Source organism: Promicromonospora aerolata (assembly GCF_042682255.1).
GTDB classification, from domain to species: Bacteria; Actinomycetota; Actinomycetes; order Actinomycetales; family Cellulomonadaceae; genus Promicromonospora; species Promicromonospora aerolata.
In genome coordinates this window covers 5,001,118-5,020,208 of sequence record NZ_JBHUHF010000001.1, presented here as the reverse complement: position 1 = coordinate 5,020,208, position 19,091 = coordinate 5,001,118, and the positions used below count along the sequence as shown (strand labels likewise).

At 72.9% G+C, this 19,091-nt stretch carries 13 protein-coding genes; 3 read left to right on the top strand and 10 right to left on the bottom strand.

Annotated elements, in window-relative coordinates:
- Window positions 1–78: 78 nt before the first annotated feature.
- From ACFSL2_RS22330 to ACFSL2_RS22320, 3 genes are all read right to left on the bottom strand, one after another.
- Window positions 79–1,263: a ThiF family adenylyltransferase gene (locus tag ACFSL2_RS22330; RefSeq protein WP_377199948.1), complete on the bottom strand. Its 1,185-nt coding sequence runs from the start codon at window positions 1,261–1,263 to the stop codon at window positions 79–81.
- 13 nt (window positions 1,264–1,276) lie between these two features.
- Window positions 1,277–2,254: an electron transfer flavoprotein subunit alpha/FixB family protein gene (locus ACFSL2_RS22325; protein ID WP_377199947.1), complete on the bottom strand. Its 978-nt coding sequence runs from the start codon at window positions 2,252–2,254 to the stop codon at window positions 1,277–1,279.
- Window positions 2,255–2,363: 109 nt separating this feature from the next.
- On the bottom strand, window positions 2,364–3,191 hold the full coding sequence (locus ACFSL2_RS22320) for an electron transfer flavoprotein subunit beta/FixA family protein (protein ID WP_377199946.1): 828 nt from the start codon (window positions 3,189–3,191) through the stop codon (window positions 2,364–2,366).
- 71 nt (window positions 3,192–3,262) lie between these two features.
- On the opposite strand from ACFSL2_RS22320, the gene glgX reads away from it, so the two are divergent.
- Both glgX and ACFSL2_RS22310 read left to right on the top strand, forming a co-directional pair.
- A complete protein-coding gene (gene glgX / locus ACFSL2_RS22315) occupies window positions 3,263–5,575 on the top strand; it encodes a glycogen debranching protein GlgX (protein ID WP_377199945.1) in 2,313 nt (770 codons plus the stop codon).
- Window positions 5,576–5,745: 170 nt separating this feature from the next.
- Complete coding sequence (locus ACFSL2_RS22310) at window positions 5,746–7,461, top strand: FAD-binding dehydrogenase (protein ID WP_377199944.1); 1,716 nt, start codon at window positions 5,746–5,748, stop codon at window positions 7,459–7,461.
- Between the two features lie 534 nt (window positions 7,462–7,995).
- On the opposite strand, the gene ACFSL2_RS22305 is transcribed toward ACFSL2_RS22310, so the two are convergent.
- The 5 genes from ACFSL2_RS22305 to ACFSL2_RS22285 form a co-directional block, all read right to left on the bottom strand.
- The gene (locus ACFSL2_RS22305) at window positions 7,996–9,117 is read right to left on the bottom strand and encodes a prephenate dehydrogenase (RefSeq protein ID WP_377199943.1); all 1,122 of its coding nucleotides are present in this window, start codon (window positions 9,115–9,117) and stop codon (window positions 7,996–7,998) included.
- The gene (locus ACFSL2_RS22300) at window positions 9,114–10,106 is read right to left on the bottom strand and encodes a prephenate dehydratase (protein WP_377199942.1); all 993 of its coding nucleotides are present in this window, start codon (window positions 10,104–10,106) and stop codon (window positions 9,114–9,116) included. The genes ACFSL2_RS22305 and ACFSL2_RS22300 overlap by 4 nt, the downstream gene beginning before the upstream one ends.
- The gene (locus ACFSL2_RS22295; protein ID WP_377199941.1) at window positions 10,097–10,936 is read right to left on the bottom strand and encodes a hypothetical protein; all 840 of its coding nucleotides are present in this window, start codon (window positions 10,934–10,936) and stop codon (window positions 10,097–10,099) included. Before ACFSL2_RS22295 ends, ACFSL2_RS22300 begins: the two co-directional genes overlap by 10 nt.
- Window positions 10,937–10,976: 40 nt before the next feature.
- Entirely contained in the window at window positions 10,977–14,129 is a 3,153-nt protein-coding gene (locus ACFSL2_RS22290; protein WP_377199940.1) for a VanW family protein, read from the bottom strand.
- Between the two features lie 563 nt (window positions 14,130–14,692).
- On the bottom strand, window positions 14,693–15,091 hold the full coding sequence (locus tag ACFSL2_RS22285; RefSeq protein WP_377199939.1) for a hypothetical protein: 399 nt from the start codon (window positions 15,089–15,091) through the stop codon (window positions 14,693–14,695).
- 58 nt (window positions 15,092–15,149) lie between these two features.
- Here ACFSL2_RS22285 and ACFSL2_RS22280 point away from each other — a divergent pair, with 58 nt between their 5' ends.
- Window positions 15,150–15,719: an LURP-one-related family protein gene (locus ACFSL2_RS22280; protein WP_377199938.1), complete on the top strand. Its 570-nt coding sequence runs from the start codon at window positions 15,150–15,152 to the stop codon at window positions 15,717–15,719.
- Window positions 15,720–15,741: 22 nt separating this feature from the next.
- Here ACFSL2_RS22280 and ACFSL2_RS22275 read toward each other — a convergent pair whose 3' ends face one another.
- Together ACFSL2_RS22275 and typA are read right to left on the bottom strand one after the other, a co-directional pair.
- Window positions 15,742–16,896, bottom strand: a complete 1,155-nt coding sequence (locus ACFSL2_RS22275; RefSeq protein WP_377199937.1) for a PIG-L family deacetylase — start codon at window positions 16,894–16,896, stop codon at window positions 15,742–15,744.
- A 30-nt stretch (window positions 16,897–16,926) separates the two neighbouring features.
- Window positions 16,927–18,870, bottom strand: a complete 1,944-nt coding sequence (gene typA / locus ACFSL2_RS22270; RefSeq protein WP_377199936.1) for a translational GTPase TypA — start codon at window positions 18,868–18,870, stop codon at window positions 16,927–16,929.
- Window positions 18,871–19,091 lie beyond the last annotated feature (221 nt).

Here is a 19,091-nt window from a genome sequence, read left to right as displayed (position 1 = left end):
AGCAGGTGATGTCTCACCCGCGAAAGGGCCGGTACGCCCAGGTGAACGGGACATGTCCAGGAAGGACGACGGCATGCTCTACCCGAGGATCGCGCGGCTCGTGACGTCCCGCCACCCCTCGGCACGCAGCAGCTGCTCCGCGCCGCGCGATCGCAGACCTCGCTCGCACACCACGAGGACCGGCCCGTCGACCGGGTGGTCGAGCAGCTCCGGCGGCAGGTCACCGGCCGCGAGATCTTCCAGCCGCGCGAACACCGCACCGGGCACGGCGCCAGGGCGCAGCCCGACGTCGAGCACCAGGACGCCGGGGGTCCCGGGCTGCCCGGACGGCGGGACCGCGGACCGCACCCGCTCGGCGGACGGCCCCTGCTCCGCGAGCCGCACCGGCTCCGCCGGAAGGACTGCGGGGCCCGACGGCGGAGGTGCCAGCTCGATCGTGTCCCACGCGGAGGTGCGCGCGTCGTAGGCGAGCAGCCGGCCAAGGGCCGGATCGCCGGTCCCGGTCAGGACCTTGACCGCCTCGACCGCCATCGTCGAGCCCACGACGCCGCACGCCGGGCTCAGCACCCCGACGGTCGCGCACGACTCTCCCTCGGGCGGCTGCGGGCCGAACACGTCCGGGTAGGTGATCGCCCGGCCGTCGGGAGCCGCCGACCAGAAGACGCTCACCTGGCCGTCCCAGCCCAGCACCGTGCCCCAGACGACGGGCAGGCCGAGGCTCGCCGCCGCCTCGGACACGGCGTAGCGCGTCTCGAACGTGTCCGAGCCGTCGACCACCACGTGGTACCCGCCGAGGATCGTCGCGGCGTTGTCGCGGGTCAGCCGCTCGCCGTGCGCGATCACCTCGACCTCGGGAGCGAGCCCGCGCAGCGCATCGCCGGCCGAGGCCGTCTTGGCGCGCCCGACGTCGGCCACCGTGTGCAGCACCTGCCGCTGCAGGTTGGAGGCCTCGACGACGTCGTCGTCGATGATGCCGAGCGTGCCGACGCCCGCGGCGGCGAGGTACTGCAGCGCCGGCGAGCCCAGGCCGCCCGCGCCCACCACCACGACACGGGACGCGGCCAGCCGCTCCTGTGCGGCCAGGCCGAAACCGTCGAGCAGAAGGTGCCGCGCGACCCGGCGCCGCTCGGCGGGCGCCAGCGTTCCCACAGGTGCCGGACCCGCCGAGAGCGCCGGCGCCGGCTGTGCTGGAAGCTGCTCCATCACGTCATTCCACCACGAGGCGCCGGCCGCACCGATCGCGGCCCGACGCCCGGCGGCCACCAGCGGTCGCTCCTCAGCCCCTGCGCTTGCGGATCTCCGCCGCGGCCTGCGGGAGCACGTCGGCCAGCTGGCCCACGACCGCGAAGTCGCAGATCTCGAAGATCGGCGCCTCGGGGTCGCTGTTCACGGCGACGATCACCTGGGACGCCTGCATGCCGCCGCGGTGGTGCGGCGCGCCGGAGATGCCCGCGCCGATGTAGACGCGCGGGGCCACCGTGACCCCCGTCTGCCCCACGTAGGAGTCCCACCAGCCCTCGAACGCCGCGTCCCGCGACGCGCCGACGGCGGCACCGAGCGCGTCGGCGAGGTCCTCGACCGGTCCGAAGTCACCGTCGGTGCCGCGCCCGCCGGCCACGACCACCGCGGCCTGGTCGAGGGGCGGCCGGCCACTCGTGTCGGCCTTGACCTCACGGGACAGGAGCGTCACCGGAGACGGCGCCACCTCGACGGCGAAGCCCTCGGTCACCGGCTCGACGGCCGCCTCGGCCGGCTGCGCGACGGCCGAGTTGGCCCGGACGGTCACGACGGCGACAGCGGTGGTCACCGCGCACTCCGTGTCCCACGCCCCGGCGAAGACACGCTTGCCGGCCACGACCCGACCGTCCGCCTCACCCACCGCGGCGGCGTCGATGACGAGTCCGGCGCCGAGCTCGTGGGCAGCGAGCGCAGCGGCCTCCTTGGCGGCGAACGACGTGGGCAGCAGCACCACGTCGGCGTCGGTGTGCCGGACGGCGGCCGACAAGGCGGCGGCGACGACGGCGGGCAGGTGCCGCTCGTCACCGCTCACGTGGGCGCCGTCCCGGGCGAGCTCCGCCTGGTGCACGCACTCGACACCGTAGGCGCCGAGCTGTGCGAGGACCTCCACCGTGGGGGCCTCCAGGGCGACTGCCTCGACCCGCCCGAGGCCGCGCGCGATGGTGAGCAGCTCGAGCACGCTGGTGCGGACCTCGGTAGCTGGGTCGAGCAGGACCAGGACTGTGCGGTTGGTCATGACGTGCCTTTCAAGATCGATCAGGCTCTACGGAGCTGGTCGGAGCCTGCGGTTCCGCTGCGGGCGGGGCCGCGTCGTCCGGCCCCCGCCCTCGCACCGCACCTCCGGCTCAGACCAGGTCGTTGCGGATCAGGAAGTCGGCGAGCGCCACGCCGCCCTCGCCCTTGTCGGTGACGATCTGCGGCTCGGCGCGCTCCGGGCGCGGGGCCGCCGACAGCGCGGCGGTGCGGGCGCCGGCGGTGCCCGCCGCGTCAGGGGCGAGCCCCAGGTCGGCGGGCGACCACACCTCGATCTCCTTGCTGCGGGCCGCCATGATGAGCTTGAAGCCCGGGAAGCGCGGCTGGTTGGCCGCGTCCGTCACGGACAGGACGGCGGGCAGCGGCCCGGACAGTCGCTCGGTGACGTCGTCGACCTCGCGGGTGATCGTGAGCGTGCGCGTCGAGCCCTCCGCGGGCGCGAGCTCGACCTGCTTGGCGAGGTTCAGGGTGGGCAGGCCGAGCTCGGCGCCGAGCAGCGTCGGGACCACGGAGCCCAGCCCGTCGAGAGCGGCCATGCCGGTCACCACGAGGTCCACCGGCGACTCCTCGCCGAGCTTGCGGACGGCGGCGCCGAGCACGGTGGCGGTACCGAAGTAGTCGGAGCCGGCCAGAGCGTCGTCGGACACGCGGATGCCGCGGTCCACCCCGAGCTGGAACGCCTTGCGCAGCGCGACGTCCCCGTCGGGGCCGGCCATGGTGACGACGATGACCTCGCCGTCCTCCGGTCCGATGCTGCCGGAAGCCCGCTCCGCCTCGACGAGCCGCAGGGCGGCCTCGATGGCGTTCTCGTCCAGCTCGTTGAGGGTGCCCTCGCCTGCGTCGCGCACGACCCGACAGTCATCGAAACCGCGCTCGGTGTTGATGTCCGGGACGTACTTGGCGGTGACCACGATGCGCATGGGGTAACGGTACGACGTCGGGCGGCGTGTGACGGATCCGGTCCACAGCCGGGCCTGCAACGATTGGGCACATGGTGCAGTCACCACGAGCAGAACCACAGCGGGCACCGGGCGACCCGGCGCCGCGGCCGGTAGTCCGGCCGCTCATCCGTCCATCGGCCCGGCGCAGCCACGTCCCGCCCCTCGGGGTCTACGTCACGCCCGACGGCGGGATCGACGCCGCTGTCCTCGCCTCCCACGCGACCGCCGTCGACCTCTGCCTCATCGACGTCACGGACCCGTCCCTGGACGAGCACGACCCCGACCGGTACACCGAGCGGCGAGTCGAGATGGTGGGCCCGGTCTACGGCGTCTGGCACACGCACGTCCCGAACGTCGCCCCTGGTCAGCGCTACGGGTTCCGGGTGTATGGACCGTGGGACCCCCGTGCCGGGCTGCGGCACAACCCGGCCAAGCTGCTGATCGACCCGTACGCCCGCGGCTTCGAGGGCCGCCTGCGCTACGGCCCGGAGGTGGTCGGCTCGGTCTCGACGGAGCGGGAGCCGGGCTGGTGGCTCGGCGACCCCTACGGCGCGCCCGACGAGCGGGACTCCCTGGCGTACGTGCCGCACTCCGTCGTCGTCGCGCCGCTGCCGCCGCCCGCTCCCCTGTCCCGGCCCCGCGTACCGTGGGCCGAGACGGTCATCTACGAGGCGCACGTGCGCGGCCTGACCATGCTCCGCGAGGACATCCCGCCAGAGCTGCGCGGCACCTACGCGGGACTGGCGCACCCCGCCGTCGTCGAGCACCTGCTGAGCCTCGGTGTGACCACCGTCGAGCTCCTGCCCATCCACAAGAGCGCGGCCGAGTCGCGGCTCGCCGCCCACGACCTGCCCAACTACTGGGGCTACAACACGCTCGGCTTCTTCGCACCCAACGCCGAGTACGCGACCCGGGCCGCGCAGGAGCAGGGCGCCGAGGCCGTGCTCGACGAGGTGCGCGGCATGGTGCACCTGTTGCACGAGGCGGGTATCGAGGTGCTGCTCGACGTGGTCTACAACCACACCTGCGAGGGTGGCGACGACGGGCTGCACCTGTCCTGGCGAGGCCTCGACAACCCGGTCTACTACCTGCACGACGGCGCCTCGCCCGCCGCGCTCGCCGACGTCACCGGCACCGGCAACTCGCTGGACTTCCGGCGGCCGCGCGTCATCCAGCTGGCCCTGGACTCGTTGCGGTACTGGGCCGAGACCGTCGGCGTGGACGGGTACCGCTTCGACCTCGCGGTGACGCTGGGCCGCGGCAACGTCGGTTTCGACCCCGACCACCCGTTCCTCGTGGCCCTGCAGACGGACCCCGTGCTGTCCGGCCTCAAGCTCGTGGCGGAGCCCTGGGACGTGGGCCCCGGCGGCTGGCAGACCGGGTCGTTCCCGCCGCCCATGGCCGAGTGGAACGACCGGTTCCGCGACGCCGCACGCGGCTTCTGGCTGGACGCGCCCCGGCAGGGCGCTCGCGGGCAGGAGATGCTCGGCCTGCGGGACCTCGCGACACGGCTCGCCGGGAGTGCCGACCTCTTCGGGCCGGGCGACCCGCCGCTGGTGCGCGGCCCGGTGGCCTCGGTGAACTACGTGACGGCACACGACGGGTTCACGCTCGCGGACCTCGTGGCGTACGACCACAAGCACAACGAGGCCAACCGCGAGGACAACCGAGACGGTTCGGACAACAACCTGTCGTGGAACCACGGGATCGAGGGACACACCCCGACGGGTGACGACGCCACCACGGAACCGTGGCAGGCGATCGTGCCGCCGCGGCGCAGGTCCCAGCGGAACCTGCTGGGCACCCTGCTGCTCGCCGCCGGCACCCCCATGCTCACGGCGGGCGACGAGTTCGGCCGGAGCCAGGGCGGCAACAACAACGCGTACGTGCAGGACAACGAGGTGTCGTGGCTGCGCTGGGCGCTCGACGACGCCGCCAACGACCTGCTGGAGACCACCCGGTACCTGCTCCGGCTGCGGCGGGAGCATCCCGCGCTGCGGGCCGACTCGTTCTTCCTGGGCTCGCCCCGGCCGAACGAGTCCGACCCGGACCTGCTCTGGTTCTCCGAGGCGGGAACGCTCATGGAGCCGGCCACCTGGAACCAGTCGTGCCGGCGGGTGCTGCAGATGCTGCGCCCGGGTCCGACGGCGGGCGACTCGGACGTGCTCCTGGTCGTGAACGGCAGCCTGGACGACGCGCACGTCACACTGCCCACGCAGGACCGCGCGGACAGCGCACCCTGGCACCTGGTCTGGGACTCCTCGTGGGACTTCCCGTTCGTGCCCGAGGACGAGGCCGGGCCCCGGACCTCGGTCACGATGGACGCGCTGAGCCTCCAGGTGCTGCTCTCGCCGGGTACGTGAGACGCGCCTCGGGGTGTCGCTCGGGCCGGTCTGGCGGGGCGGTCTGGCGGGCCCGTCGGTCGGGCCCGTCGGTCGGGCCCGTCGGTCGGGCCCGCACCGGTGCAGCGTTTCACCCCGGAAATGCCCTGCCCCCGGCACCGTGGGAGGAATGTCCTGGTTAAAGTGCGCTCATGACTGACTCCGACTACAACAACGCCGTTGCCGCAGCGGTCGACACCGACGTCATCGTCATCGGCGCGGGGCTGGCGGGGCTCGTCACCGCGACCGAGCTGACGGCGTCGGGCAAGCGGGTCATCCTGCTCGACCAGGAACCCGCCGCGTCGCTGGGCGGGCAGGCCTGGTGGTCGTTCGGCGGGCTGTTCCTGGTGGACTCGCCCGAGCAGCGCCGTCTCAAGGTCAAGGACTCGTTCGAGCTGGCGTTCGCCGACTGGCTCGGCTCCGCCCAGTTCGCGCCCGGCGCGGAGCAGGGCGAGGGCCCGGACCGCTTCGGCTACCGCTGGGCCAAGGCGTTCGTCGAGTTCGCGGCCGGTGACATGCGGTCGTGGATGCACGCCAAGGGTGTGCGCTGGTTCCCACTGGTCCAGTGGGCAGAACGCGGCGGATACCCGACGGGCGGGCACGGCAACTCCGTGCCACGATTCCACGTCACGTGGGGCACGGGACCCGCCGTCGTCGCGCCGTTCGTCGCCGCTGCGCACGAGGCCGACCGGGCCGGTCTGCTGGACCTCCGCTTCCGCCACCGCGTCACCTCCCTGGTCACCACGGACGGCCGCGTCACCGGGGTCCGCGCGGAGATCCTGGCCGACGACGACGCCGGCCGCGGCGAACCGTCCAGCCGTGAAGCGACCGGCGACGTGGAGCTGTCCGCGCACGCAGTCGTGGTCGCGAGCGGCGGCATCGGCGCGAACCACGACCTGGCGCGGGCCCACTGGTCCGCCGACGCCGGGCGCCTGCCGACGCGGATGCTGTCCGGGGTGCCCGACTCCACGGACGGCCTCATGCTGGGCGTCGCCGCGGCCTCGGGCGCCGCACTGGTGCACGAGGACCGCATGTGGCACTACCCGGAGGGCATCGCGAACCACTCCCCCGTCTGGTCGAAGCACGGCATCCGGATCCTGCCCGGGCCGTCGTCACTCTGGCTCGACGCCGACGGCGGCCGCCTGCCCGGACCGCTCTTCCCCGGCTTCGACGCGCTCGGGGCGCTCCGGCACGTGACCACCCGCGGTGACGACCACTCCTGGTTCGTGCTGAACAAGGCGATCATGGAGAAGGAGTTCGCGCTGTCGGGCTCCGAGCAGAACCCGGACCTGACCGGCAAGTCCATGCCGCTGCTCCTGGAGCGGGTGCGCGGGAAGTCGGTGCCCGTACGCACCTTCGCGGAACAGTCGGAAGAGTTTCTGTGGGCGGACACACCCGCGGAGCTCGCCGCGAAGATGAACGCTCTCACCGAGGCGACCGAAGGTTCGGCCGGCCACGTCGACGGCGAGGCCCTGGCTGCCCTCATGGCCGCCCGTGACGCGCAGGTCGCCACCGGGCTCGGCAAGGACCCGCAGGTCGTGGCGACGTCGGCCGCTCGACACTTCATCGTGGACAAGGCCATCCGGGTGGCACCGCCGCGCTCCCTCAGCGAGCCCAAGGACGGTCCCCTGCTCGCCGTCCGGCTGTCGGTGCTGACCCGCAAGACGCTCGGCGGCCTGTGGTGCGACGAGACCGGCCGCGCCCTCACCCCCGACGGCGACGTGCTGGAGGGCCTGTGGGCGGTGGGCGAGGCCGCGGGCTTCGGCGGCGGCGGCGTGCACGGGCACCGCGCGCTGGAGGGCACGTTCCTGGGGGGCTGCCTCTTCACGGGTCGTACGACGGGACGGGCCCTGGCGGAGACGCTCTGATCCGTTGGGCCGGGTGGGGTGGGGCCAGTACGGGCCGGCACGGGCCGGGCCGGGCCAGGTGGGGGCCGGGCCGGTACGGGCCGGGCCGGGCCGGGTGGGGGCCAGCTCGTGCGGCTGGACCGAACCGCAAGGTGAGCGTGTGGGTGCGCGCTGCGCTACGCGCCGAACCGCAAGGTGAACCTCCAGCAGCACGCGCCGGCGCGCCGAACCGCAAGACAAAGGTCCGACGGCACACGCGGGTGCGCCGAACCGCAAGATAAGTGTCCGACAGCGCGCACAACAGCGCCGAACTGCAAGCCAAACGTCCGACAGCACGCCGAACCGCAAGCTGCACGTCAAACAGCACGCCCAACCGCAAGCTGCACGTCCTCACGGGCCTTCTGGACGCGTTCGTTGCGGCTCGGCACCCGCACCTACGACAACGTTGCGGCTCGGCACCCGCACCTACGACAACGTTGCGGCTCGGCACCCGGCCCAACGACTACGTTGCGGTTCGACACCGAAATCTGGGCCGGGCAGCTCATAACTTCTCGGCTACCGCAACAGCGCCTTGCCGTCCTCCAGGCCGAGCACCACGGCTCCCGCCGCACAGCGGGCGACCAGCTCAGCGGGCCAGTCGCCCGTCAGCGGCACGGACTCGACGTCCGAGCCGAAGCCACCCACACCACCAGGGCCGACGCCGGCGTCGGCCGCACCACCCCTGGACCCAGCACCCATCGACCCGCCGCCCCTGGCCCCGTCCCCCGGGTGCAGTCCCGTCACCCGGGTGCCGCCGGGGCGGCCGATCTGCTCCCGCACGGAGTCGGGCCGGTCGAAGAACCAGTGCGTCGGCGCGTTGGAGTCCAGCGCGTCCGCGAGCCGCTCCAGGTCCCGGGCCGCGAGCCGCAGGACGGGCGCCACCCACGCCGCGTTCTCGGTCACCATGGCCTCCGTGCGGCGTGGGTCGGTGAGCCCGACCCTGGTCCCGTCCCGGAACGAACCGGCGGCGAGTCCCAGCGCGAGGTCCCGCACCGGTGCGCCGGCCACGACCCCCAGCAGCTGGTTGGCCAGCACGTGGGGCACGTGCGACACGAGCGCGGCAGCCTCGTCGTGCAGCTCGTCGGTGAGCACGGCGGCCGTCCCGCCGAGCGGGCCGGTGACGAGGCGCAGCACGCGTTCCAGGCGGACCGGGTCGGTCCCCGCCACGCCGGCCTCGGCCGCCGCACACGTCACCGCCCACGGGATGCCCTGCATCAGCTCGGCCGACGACGCCTCGAACCCGCTCCGCTCCGTCCCCGACATCGGGTGCGCCCCGACGTAGCGATCGCCCAGGCCGGCGTCGGCGACGGCCTCCCGCACCGGTGCCTTCACCGAGCCGACGTCCGTCACCGTCGGGTCCCAGCCCGGCTCCCCCGCGAGCGCCTCCGCGAGCTCGCCGGCGACGGTCCGCATGGCGCGCAGCGGTGCGGCGAGCACCACGATCTCGGGTCGGTGGACGGCGAGCCCTGCGATGTCCTCCGTCACCGAGAGACCCACCGCGCGGGCCTCCTCCGCCGAGGACGGGTCCGTCGCCACGACCGGCACGGCTGCCGCCTGCAGCGCCCGGGCCAGGGAGCCGCCGATCAGCCCGAGGCCCACGATGCCGACCGACCCGCCCTGCGCGACGAAGCCGCTCACCACAGCAGTCCCCGGTCGCGCGCCTGGTCGGAGTCCTTGGCGGAGACGGAGCCGACCGGGGCGTGGTCGGGGTCGAGCACGCCGTCGAGCGCCCGGAAGCCCGCGCCGGCGGGGAACAGGCCGAGCGTCTTGAGCGAGTCTCCGGCGGCGAGCAGGTCGCTCACCACCTCCCGGGCGCCCTGGTCCCAGGGCGCCTCGTCGAACGTCACCACGAAGACGTACTTGCTCTCCTGCGCCTTGAGCGGCCGGGTGATCAGGCTCGACATGTTCACGCCGCGGTCGCCGAACGCGGCGGTGATCCGCGCCAGCACGCCCGGTCCCGTCACGGCAGGAGTGATCGCCAGCATCGTCTTCCAGGCCGTCGCGCCGGCGGCGCGCGACCGAGCCAGCTGTGCGTCGGCGGTGCTCCGCCTGGTCAGCACGAGAAACCGGGTGCGGCCGCCGCGGAAGTCCTCGACGGCCTTCGCGTACGTCTCCAGGCCGTAGAGCTCGCCACAGATCGTGGGGCCGAGCGCGATGGTCCCCGGTCCCGCGTCGCGGCACGCTGCCGCGTTGGACGACGCCGGAGCCGTCGCCAGCCCGGTGCCCGTGACGAAGCCGGTGCACTGCGCCAGCCCGTGCGGGTGCGCGGACACCGCGGTCAGCTCTGCGTGGTCGGGGCGCACGAACGCGTCGAACGACACGTCGAGCGCCACCTCGTCCACGGCGACGACGTCGGCACTGGACAGCAGCGCGTCCAGGGACGGCACCACGTACCCCTCGACGGAGGACTCGATGGCGACGACGCCGACGTCGGCGGTGCCGTCCGCCACGACGTCGTGGACGTTCTTGACGGTGTCCAGCGGCTCGACGGTCACGTCGGCCGCGGACCCGCCCGCCGAGGCGTGCAGGCGCGCCCACTCCAGCGCCGCCTGGTGCGTGAACGTGCCCTCGGGTCCCAGGTACGCGGCCCGCGTACCGTGCTCGGTGGCCGGCACGGTCACGCCCATCGCGGCGTCAAGGCGGCCGGCCCGGGCACGAACGCCTCGCCCGGGAGCACGGCCAGCGTGCGGTGGGCGACGCCGCGCTCGGTCAACGCAGCGACCAGGTCGCTCAGCGCCTCGGACGTGGGGCAGGAGAACGACGTGAAGAACACGTGCGGCCCGTCCGAGGACGGCTGGCTGCGCAGGTGGTCCAGGTCGAGACCGGCGTCCGCGATGAGCGCGAGCGTGGGCTGCAGGGAGCCCAGGTGGTCGTCGGCCGGCCCGAACGCGAGCCACACCTGCGCGGGCTCCGTGAACGGCGGCCAGTCTCCGCGGGACTCCAGCAGCCCGTACCAGACGGGGCCTCCCTCGGCGAGAGCCGCACTGTCCGGGAGCTCGGTGAATCCCGCCGGGACCCGGGACCGTTCGATCACGAGCGACCCGCTCTCGCCCGCCAGGGCGATCCGCTCCTCGACCGTCGCACGCGTGGGCACCAGGCGCGGGCTGGCACCGAGGGTGCGCAGCACACCGGCGCAGTCGCGCATGCCGGCCTCGTCGATGACCACCTGACCCACCGTGTCGCCCCGACCGACCCAGACCCACTGACCGGGCACGGCGACCGCACCCGTCAGGATCAGTGACGGCGCGCCCTCCAGGAGGGCGCGCTCGAGGCCTGGCGCCGGGTGCTCCGGGTGTCCCAGGTGCACTACCGCCGCCAGGGCCTCGATCCCGGCGACCGTGGCGAGCGTGTCCGCCGTGGTGCCGAGGTCCAGCAGTTCGACCGGGTCGTTCCAACCCGCCATCCGCGCGGCAAGCACCGCGTGCGCGGGAGACTCCCGCTCGCTACGTCCAAGCATGTGCGCAACCTACCGCCGGTCGGTCGACAGAGCCTCACGGCTAGTCGCACACCACCGGGTTGTCCGGGTTGTAGGTGTGGTTGAACGAGTTCTCCTTGGCCAGCTCGTCGCCCAGGTAGACCTTGCGGTAGATGCTGATGGAGAACCCGTCCTCGCCTCCGGGGTACGGCTCGCAGTCTTCCGACGAGTCGTGGATCACGGTCTTCGGCACGATGTTCTGCTTGCCGCTGTTGCTCTCCTCGACCCGGTAGTGCTCGGTGCTCCAGATCCGCACCCAGAGCTCGCCGCCCGCCACGTACGACTGCAGCACCGCGCCGTACGGGGTGTCGTTGGTGAACTTCATGTCCTTGGCGCCCACGTAGATCGTGGCTTCGCGGCCGGCGGGGTAGCGCTCGAACCAGAACGAGTGCGCGTGGTGCTCGACGTCCTCGTACCCGGCGAAGAAGCCGGCGTTGAACGTGGTCGTGGCCATCTGCGACAGACCGCCGCCGACCGCTTCGACATGCTTGCCGTTCTCGATCACGCCGGCGTCGAAGTACCCGTTCTCGAGCGTGATCGGCGCGAGCGCGTCAAGCAGCGAGAACGTCTCCCCCGGCTTGATGAGGTCGCCCGTGATCATCTGCGCGCCACGCTCCAGGTTGTTCGTGCGCACCGGCTCGTTCGTCAGCGGCGTGTGGAACTCGGAGACCACTTCCTTGACGCCCAGCGCCTCGAGGGACTCGACCGTCTCCTCCGGGTCCTGCTCGACCAGCTCGACCGACGTCTCGCGGTCGTCGCTCGTCGCGGCGACCCGCACGGCCTTGGCCGCCTCCGCAGGGTCCAGCGTCGTGCCGGTCTCGCCCGCCACGACGGTCGGCTTGCCGCCGACGAACTCGAAGTGCGCGTCGCTCGGCACTGCCAGCAGGTTGGTGGTGCCTTCGACGATGGCCGCGACGGTCGCCTTCCGGTCCACGATCGTGGCCAGCTGGCCGTCCTTCTGCTCGAACCGCAAGAGACCGGCCAGCACCTCGGGCGAGAGCACCGGCGACTGATCGCCGACGGACACCGTGACCGGCGCCGAGACGACCTTCTGCGCGACGGCGAAGCCCTCGTTCGTCTCCTGCTGCGTGATCGCCGGTTCGACCGGTTCGATCGGGAGGTCGAACGGGCCGTCCTGACGGAGCCAGCGCTCCTGGATGATGCGCGAGGTCTCGCTCGCGACGATCTGCGAACCCGCCTTGGCGTCGGTCTTGACCGCCTGTCCGTCGACGAACGCGACGGTTCCGTCCACGGGGTCGACGGCGAGCGACTCCTCAAGACCCGCCACCGCGGACTCGAACTTCTCCTCGTCGACGGCCAGGACCAGCTCCTCGTCGGAGCCGCCGAAGGCGTGGGCCCACATCCGCGTCGGGCTCAGCGAGAATCCGGTGAGCTCCGCGACGGTGGCCTCGGCGTCGATCGAGAGTCCGCTCGGCTCGGGAGAGAGCTGAGCCTTGCCCTCACCCGCGGTGAGCTCGATCGGTTCCTTGACCTGCGGGGCCAGCTCCTCCGTGATCGTCGACGCCGCCTCGGCGCGCGTCATACCGCCCACGTCGACGCCGGCCACCGTGGTGTCGGGAGGTGCCGTGTCGCTCACGCCCCACGCCGCCAGGGCGTAGACCGCGAAGAGCACGACGACGCCCAGCACCGAGAGCAGGGCGATCTTGGGGCCCCTGCGCGGCGCGCCGTCACCGGCAAGGCCGAAGAACTCGCCCTGGCCGGAGCCGCCCGACCCGTACGGACCCGTCGGCCCGTTGGGGCCGTGCGGACCGTTGGGGCCGGCCGGGCCGCCCGGGCCCTGCGGGCCCGCAGGACCGTGCGGGCCCGCAGGGGTATTCGGGCCGGCCGGACCACCTGGTCCGTTCGACGCCGCGGGGCCCTGCGCGGCGGACGCCAGCGGCGTCGCCTCCGGGCGCACGGGTGACCAGCGTGCGCCGGCCACCCGCTGGATCGCACCGGTCAAGGGCTTGAGGAACGAGTTCTGACTCGTGTCCGGCGGGGGCACGGCGCCCGGGTTCCCCCCGCCGGGCGGCGGCGGGATCAGCGAATGCGGCTGGACGGACGGCGGCGGCGATACGGGCGGGGTGGCGTGCACGGGCACGGGCGGGACCGGCATCGGGGCAGCGCTGGCTGCTGCACCCGCAGCACCCGCGGCCGCGCCGACCCCCGCTGTACCTGCTGCTGCGCCTGCTGCCCGGCCGGTTGTCGTGCCCGGTGCCGGCTTCGCCGGCTCCGGCTTCTCAGGTGCTGTGCCCTCCGGTGTTCGCTGCGGGACCGCTGAGTCCGGGGCCGGCGAAGTGGCCGGCGCGGACTGCTCGGACGGCGTCGCCGGCGCGGCAGACGCCGCCGAGCGTGCCGCACCCTCGGGAGATCCCGTGCCGGAGGCAGCGGCCGGGGCGGCCCCGGCGGGCGCTGACCCAACGGGTGCGGCACCAGCGGGCGCAGAGCCGGCCGTCGGCGAGTCCACGGGCGCGGGTGCAGGGACGGCGGCTGCCTGGCTCGCCGCTCCGGCACCTGCCGAGGCCGCCGCCGCTACCGCGCCTGCTCCACCGACCGCTGCACCTGCAGCTCCGGAGGCCACTGCCGCGGTCGCCGATTCCGACCCGGCGGTAGCTGCGGGTGCGGCGTTCCCGGGCGACACACCCTGACCGGTCGGAGCGGGGCCCTGGCTCGCGCCAGCCGGCGCCGCACCCGTGGCGGCGGGCGCCGCTTTCGCGGGCGCCACGCTGGCGGGCGCTGCACCCGCCGGCGTCCCGGTAGCCGGTACCGCCGGGTTCTGCGGCGGCGTGCTCGGGCTCTCCGCGTTGCTCGCGGCGGGTGTGGTCTTGGGCGGGCGGTCGAACGCGAAGACGCGCGGCGTGTACCCGCTTCTCGGTGCCGCGGACGTCTTGGTGGTCGGTGTCGCGAGCTTCTCCACGACGGTCTGCAGCACCGCCACGGGGTCGGGGTCCGCAGTCTCCGGCGGAGTCGGTCCGGCCGGTGACCCGGGCTTGCCGGGCTGGGGCGGCCCGCTCGTCGGCGTCGCCGTACCCGAGGCCGTGCCTGTTCCCGCCGGCGTGGCCGTGCTCGGGGAAGCCGGTCGGCTCGGGGCCCCGGGCTCGCCCGCCGCCTTGGGCGTGTTCGGGGACGCCGTCGGGTTGGCGGGTTCGGGCTTCTTCGGGGCGCCGTCCGGCACCCCAGCCGCTCCTGGGCTCCTGGGGATGCTCTCGGCTGCCGCTGGCGCTGTTGCGGGCGGCACGACGGGCGGGCGCGGGGCCTGGGGGGCCTCGGACTGCTCCGGAGGGGTCACTGGCTGGGCCTTCTCTGGGGTTCGGGGGGCCGGCTGAGCGGTCGGACGACCGGCCGGTACTGAGGTTTGCGCTGCCCCGGGGTCCGTCGGCCGCATCGGGGGTTTCACTACCTGTCTCGGCACGCTGCCAGGGCGCGTCTGGGACAAGCGGGGAGGTGTCACCGGGGCAGGTCGTGTCCCGGCGTTCTCGTCTGACGTCGGCTCGAGCGGTTCGTCACGCTCGGTCGGCTGACCCATCGGCACGCTCCGTGCAACTACCCGAGACGCGGGCTCTCCGCGTCCCCCAAGGGCGTACCTGGCCTGCGGCGATTCCGCCGGACGCGGTCGCCCTGCCGGGCATCCTATCCAGCGAGAATCCTGCCCAAGGCCGCGTACTGGACGCCCCGAGGTGGAGGTTGTGTATCAATCCTGACCACCATCCTGAACCAGTTTGCGAAGGACCGCAGACCTCAGGCAGCAGGCCGTTCTCGGCGTGCTGGGACCTCGGCGAACCACGACGACGGCAGGAAGGCGACGACGGCCAGGACGGCCACCCCCGCGTACGACCAGACCATGCCCAGCACGCCCGCCGGGACCACGACGTCGCCCCCGGAACCCGTGAGTGACAGGGCCTGCACGACGGCGACCCAGCCCACACCGAAGCCCAGCAGCGTGCCGTAGCCGGCCCAGGCACGGGCCAGCACGCCGGCGGCAGCCGTCAGAGCGAGCGCGAGAGCCAGGCCGAGGTACCAGGACTCGTCGCCGAACCGGTGCACCACTGTTCCGAGCGCACCCATGACGACGCCGAGCAGCACGGCAAGCAGGGTGCGCACGATCGTTCGTCCGAGGTGGCGTCGGGGTGAGTTCACCCAGCCATTGTCCAGCATTCACCTGGGAGGACGCTGCATATGTGCAACACTCCGGCGGGTGAATACGCTCCAGGCACAAACGCAGCTCATCGTTCGACAGCGCATCCGCTTGATGGTCAACCAGTACGAGGTGCACGGCGCCCAGCCGGACGGTTCCGAGGGGGAGCTCTACGCGTTCGCGCAGCAGAAACGCATGGCGTTCCGCGAAGAGGTCACCCTCTACACCGACGACACCAAGCGAGAGCCCGTCCTCGGGTTCAAGGCCCGCCAGGTGATCGACCTCGGCGCCACCTACGACGTGGTGGACGCGGGCGGCACGCCGATCGGCTCGTTCCGCAAGGACTTCGCCAAGTCGCTCCTGCGCAGCACCTGGCACGTGGACCAGCCGGGGCTCGGCACGGCCACCGGGACGGAGCGGAACATGGCGATCGCCATCATCCGCCGTCTGGTCGAGGCAGCCTGGCTGCCGTACCACTTCGACTTCCTGATCGACGGCCGGCCCGCCTTTTCCGTGGAGAAGAAGTGGGGTCTGCGCGACCGGTACATCGTGAACATTCAGGACCCGCGGCTCGACCGTCGGCTCGTGACCGCGATGTCGATCGGCCTGGACGCCCTCCAGGAGCGCTGACCTCGTCCGGGCCTCGCCCGGGTCAGCCGGGCCGGCCCACGAGGTAGGTCTCGGCGGTGAGGATCGGGGCCAGGACGCCGTTGGACAGGGCGTACCAGCCGGCGACCGGCCCCACGGGACGCGTGAGCGCCGTCGCGTGCTGCACCTGCGTGGCGTGGGCGCGCAACGCACCGACCACCCGCGAAACCACGGGCCCGACAGCAACCCGCACCACCCGGCCGGTGCGCATGATCGGTAGCTCGTCAGGAGATCGGTAGCCCGGGCTGCCGACCTCCTGACGTCCTGCCGACCACGGGGGCAGGCCGGCCTTGGCCAGCGGCGGGAGGTCGGCCTCCGGCGCCGCGAACGTCAGGCCCTCGGCCGTGGCCAGCGTGAGCGCGTCCGGCAGCGCGGCGAGCGTCGCCCGCGCCGTGCGCAGCTCGGCCTCCGGTGTGACCGTCTGCCACAGCTCGGCACCGGCCCACGGTTCGTCCCGCCGTCCCGCGGTGCGCGGTTCGCCGTCCCGCACCGGCCCGTCCTCGCCGTCGGGCCGCCAGGCCGGATCCGCCGCGAGCTCGAGCGCACGGACCGTCACCTGGTGCGCTCGCACGTGGTCGGGGTGCCCGTACCCGCCCCCGGGCTCGTAGGTGGCGACGACGGCGGGGCGTCGTGCGCGGACCAGCGCCGCGAGCCGGCCTGCGGACTCGTCGAGCGGCACCCGCGCGAACGCCGTCGGCGGGGAGTCCGGGGCGGGACCGGCGACGCCGGGCGCCACCCAGGCCATCCCCGAGTCCTCGTACCGCCGGCTACCCGGCTCGTCGGAGCCGGCGAACCGCCGGCCGGACGACGGGAGGGCGTCGAGGAACGCGTGCTCCACCCGGTTCCCGGTGCCGTCGGCGAGCCGGGTCAAGGCATCCGCCAGCTCGGTCTCCCGGTGGGCGCCCAGCGCCGGCCCGTCGCCCTCGAGACCGGCCAGCCCGGCCGACGTCGTGCCCGGAAGGGCGATGACCTCGCCCCGTTCTCCGCGCGTGCAGGTCACGACGCAGGCCGGCCGACCGGCCGCGGCGAAGGTGGCGAGCAGGCCCCCCGTGGCCAAGGACTCGTCGTCGGGATGCGCGTGCACCGCCAGCACTCCCCCGGAGAAAGCACTGGAGTAAGCACTGAGTGCTGGAGATTCGCGCCCAGAACGGTCGTTCATGCGCGAATCTCCAGCACTCAGCGAAGGGGGTCAGCCGCGCTTGGCGCGGGCGGCCGCGCGGGCGCGGTCCGTGGCGTTCAGGAGCACCTTGCGGATGCGCACGACCTCAGGGGTCACCTCGACGCACTCGTCCTCCTGAGCGAACTCCAGGGACTCCTCGAGGGTGAGCTTGCGCGGCGGGATCAGGTTCTCGAAGTTGTCGGCGCTGGCCGACCGCATGTTCGTCAGCTTCTTTTCCTTGGTGATGTTGACGTCCATGTCCTCGTTGCGCGAGTTCTCGCCCACGATCATGCCCTCGTACACCTCCTGCGTGGGGTCCACGAAGAAGGAGCCGCGCTCCTGCAGGTTGATCATGGCGAACGGCGTGACCTTGCCGGGACGGTCCGAGACGAGCGAGCCCGTCATCCGCGACTCGATCGGGCCGTGCCACGGCTCGTACCCGTCGGCGATGGACGCCGCGATGCCGGTGCCGCGCGTGTCCGTGAGGAACTGCGTGCGGAAGCCGATGAGGCCACGCGCCGGGACCATGAACTCCATGCGGACCCAGCCGGTGCCGTGGTTCGTCATGGTCTCCATGCGTCCCCTGCGCTGCGCGAGGAGCTGCGTGACGGCGCCGAGGTACTCCTCGGGCACGTCGATGGTCATGCGCTCCATCGGCTCGTGGAGCTTGCCGTCGATCGACTTGGTGACGACCTGCGGCTTGCCGACGGTGAGCTCGAAGCCCTCGCGACGCATCTGCTCGACGAGGATGGCCAGCGCCAGCTCGCCGCGGCCCTGCACCTCCCACGCGTCGGGACGCTCGGTCGGGAGCACCTTGAGCGAGACGTTGCCGATGAGCTCGGAGTCGAGGCGGTCCTTCACCTGGCGGGCGGTCACCTTGTGGCCCTTGCCGCCCTGACCCGCGAGCGGGGAGGTGTTGATACCGATCGTCATCGAGATCGCGGGATCGTCGACCGCGATGAGCGGCAGCGGGCGCGGGTCGTCGATGTCGGTGAGGGTCTCACCGATCATGATGTCGGAGATGCCCGCGACGGCGACGATCTCGCCGGGGCCGGCCTTGTCGGTCGGCACACGGTCGAGCGCCTTGGTCTCCAGCAGCTCGGTGACCTTCACGGTCTGCAGCGAGCCGTCGTGCCGCGCCCAGGCGACGTTCTGGCCCTTGACCAGGGTGCCGTTGTGGATGCGCAGCAGGGCGAGACGACCGAGGAACGGCGACGCGTCGAGGTTGGTGACGTGCGCCTGCAGCGGCATGCCCTCCTCGTAGGTCGGCGCGGGGGTCTTCTCGAGGATGGTCGCGAACAGCGGCTCGAGGTCCTCGTTGCTGGGCAGGCCGCCGTCGGCGGGCTGCTCCGTGGAGGCGCGCCCGGCCTTGGCCGACGCGTAGACGACGGGCACGTCGAGAATCGCGTCCAGATCGAGGTCCTCGACCTCGTCGGACAGGTCGCTGGCGAGGCCGAGCAGCAGGTCGGTGGTCTCGGCCACGACCTCGGTGATGCGCGCGTCCGGGCGATCCACCTTGTTCACCACGACGATGACGGGCAGCTTGGCCGCGAGTGCCTTGCGCAGCACGAAGCGCGTCTGGGGCAGCGGCCCCTCCGACGCGTCGACGAGCAGCACGACGCCGTCGACCATCGACAGACCGCGCTCGACCTCGCCACCGAAGTCGGCGTGGCCGGGGGTGTCGATCACGTTGATCGTGATGCCGTCGGGCTCACCGCTCGCCGCGGCCGCCGGCCCGGAGTACCGGATGGCGGTGTTCTTGGCGAGGATCGTGATGCCCTTCTCACGCTCCAGGTCGCCCGAGTCCATCACGCGGTCCTCGAGGTGCTGGCGGGCACCGAAGGACCCGGACTGCCTGAGCATGGCGTCCACGAGCGTGGTCTTGCCGTGGTCGACGTGGGCCACGATCGCGACGTTTCTCAGGTCGGAACGGGTCGCACGGACCGAGGTCGGCGCGGTTGCAGGCACGGTCACGGAGCACTCATTTCCAGAAGGGGAGTCAAGGTGCGCGGACGCTGATCCGAAAGGACCGGTCTCGCGGCAGCACTATCTTACCCGGGATTCGAAATCTCCAGGTGTCGACCGTGTCACTGTTCGGCGAACGACTCCTGACGAGGCTCAACCAGGCCGAGACTCAACCAGGCCGAGACAGAACCGCAGCGAGACAGCGCCGGAGCCGTGGTGGCTCTGGTGCT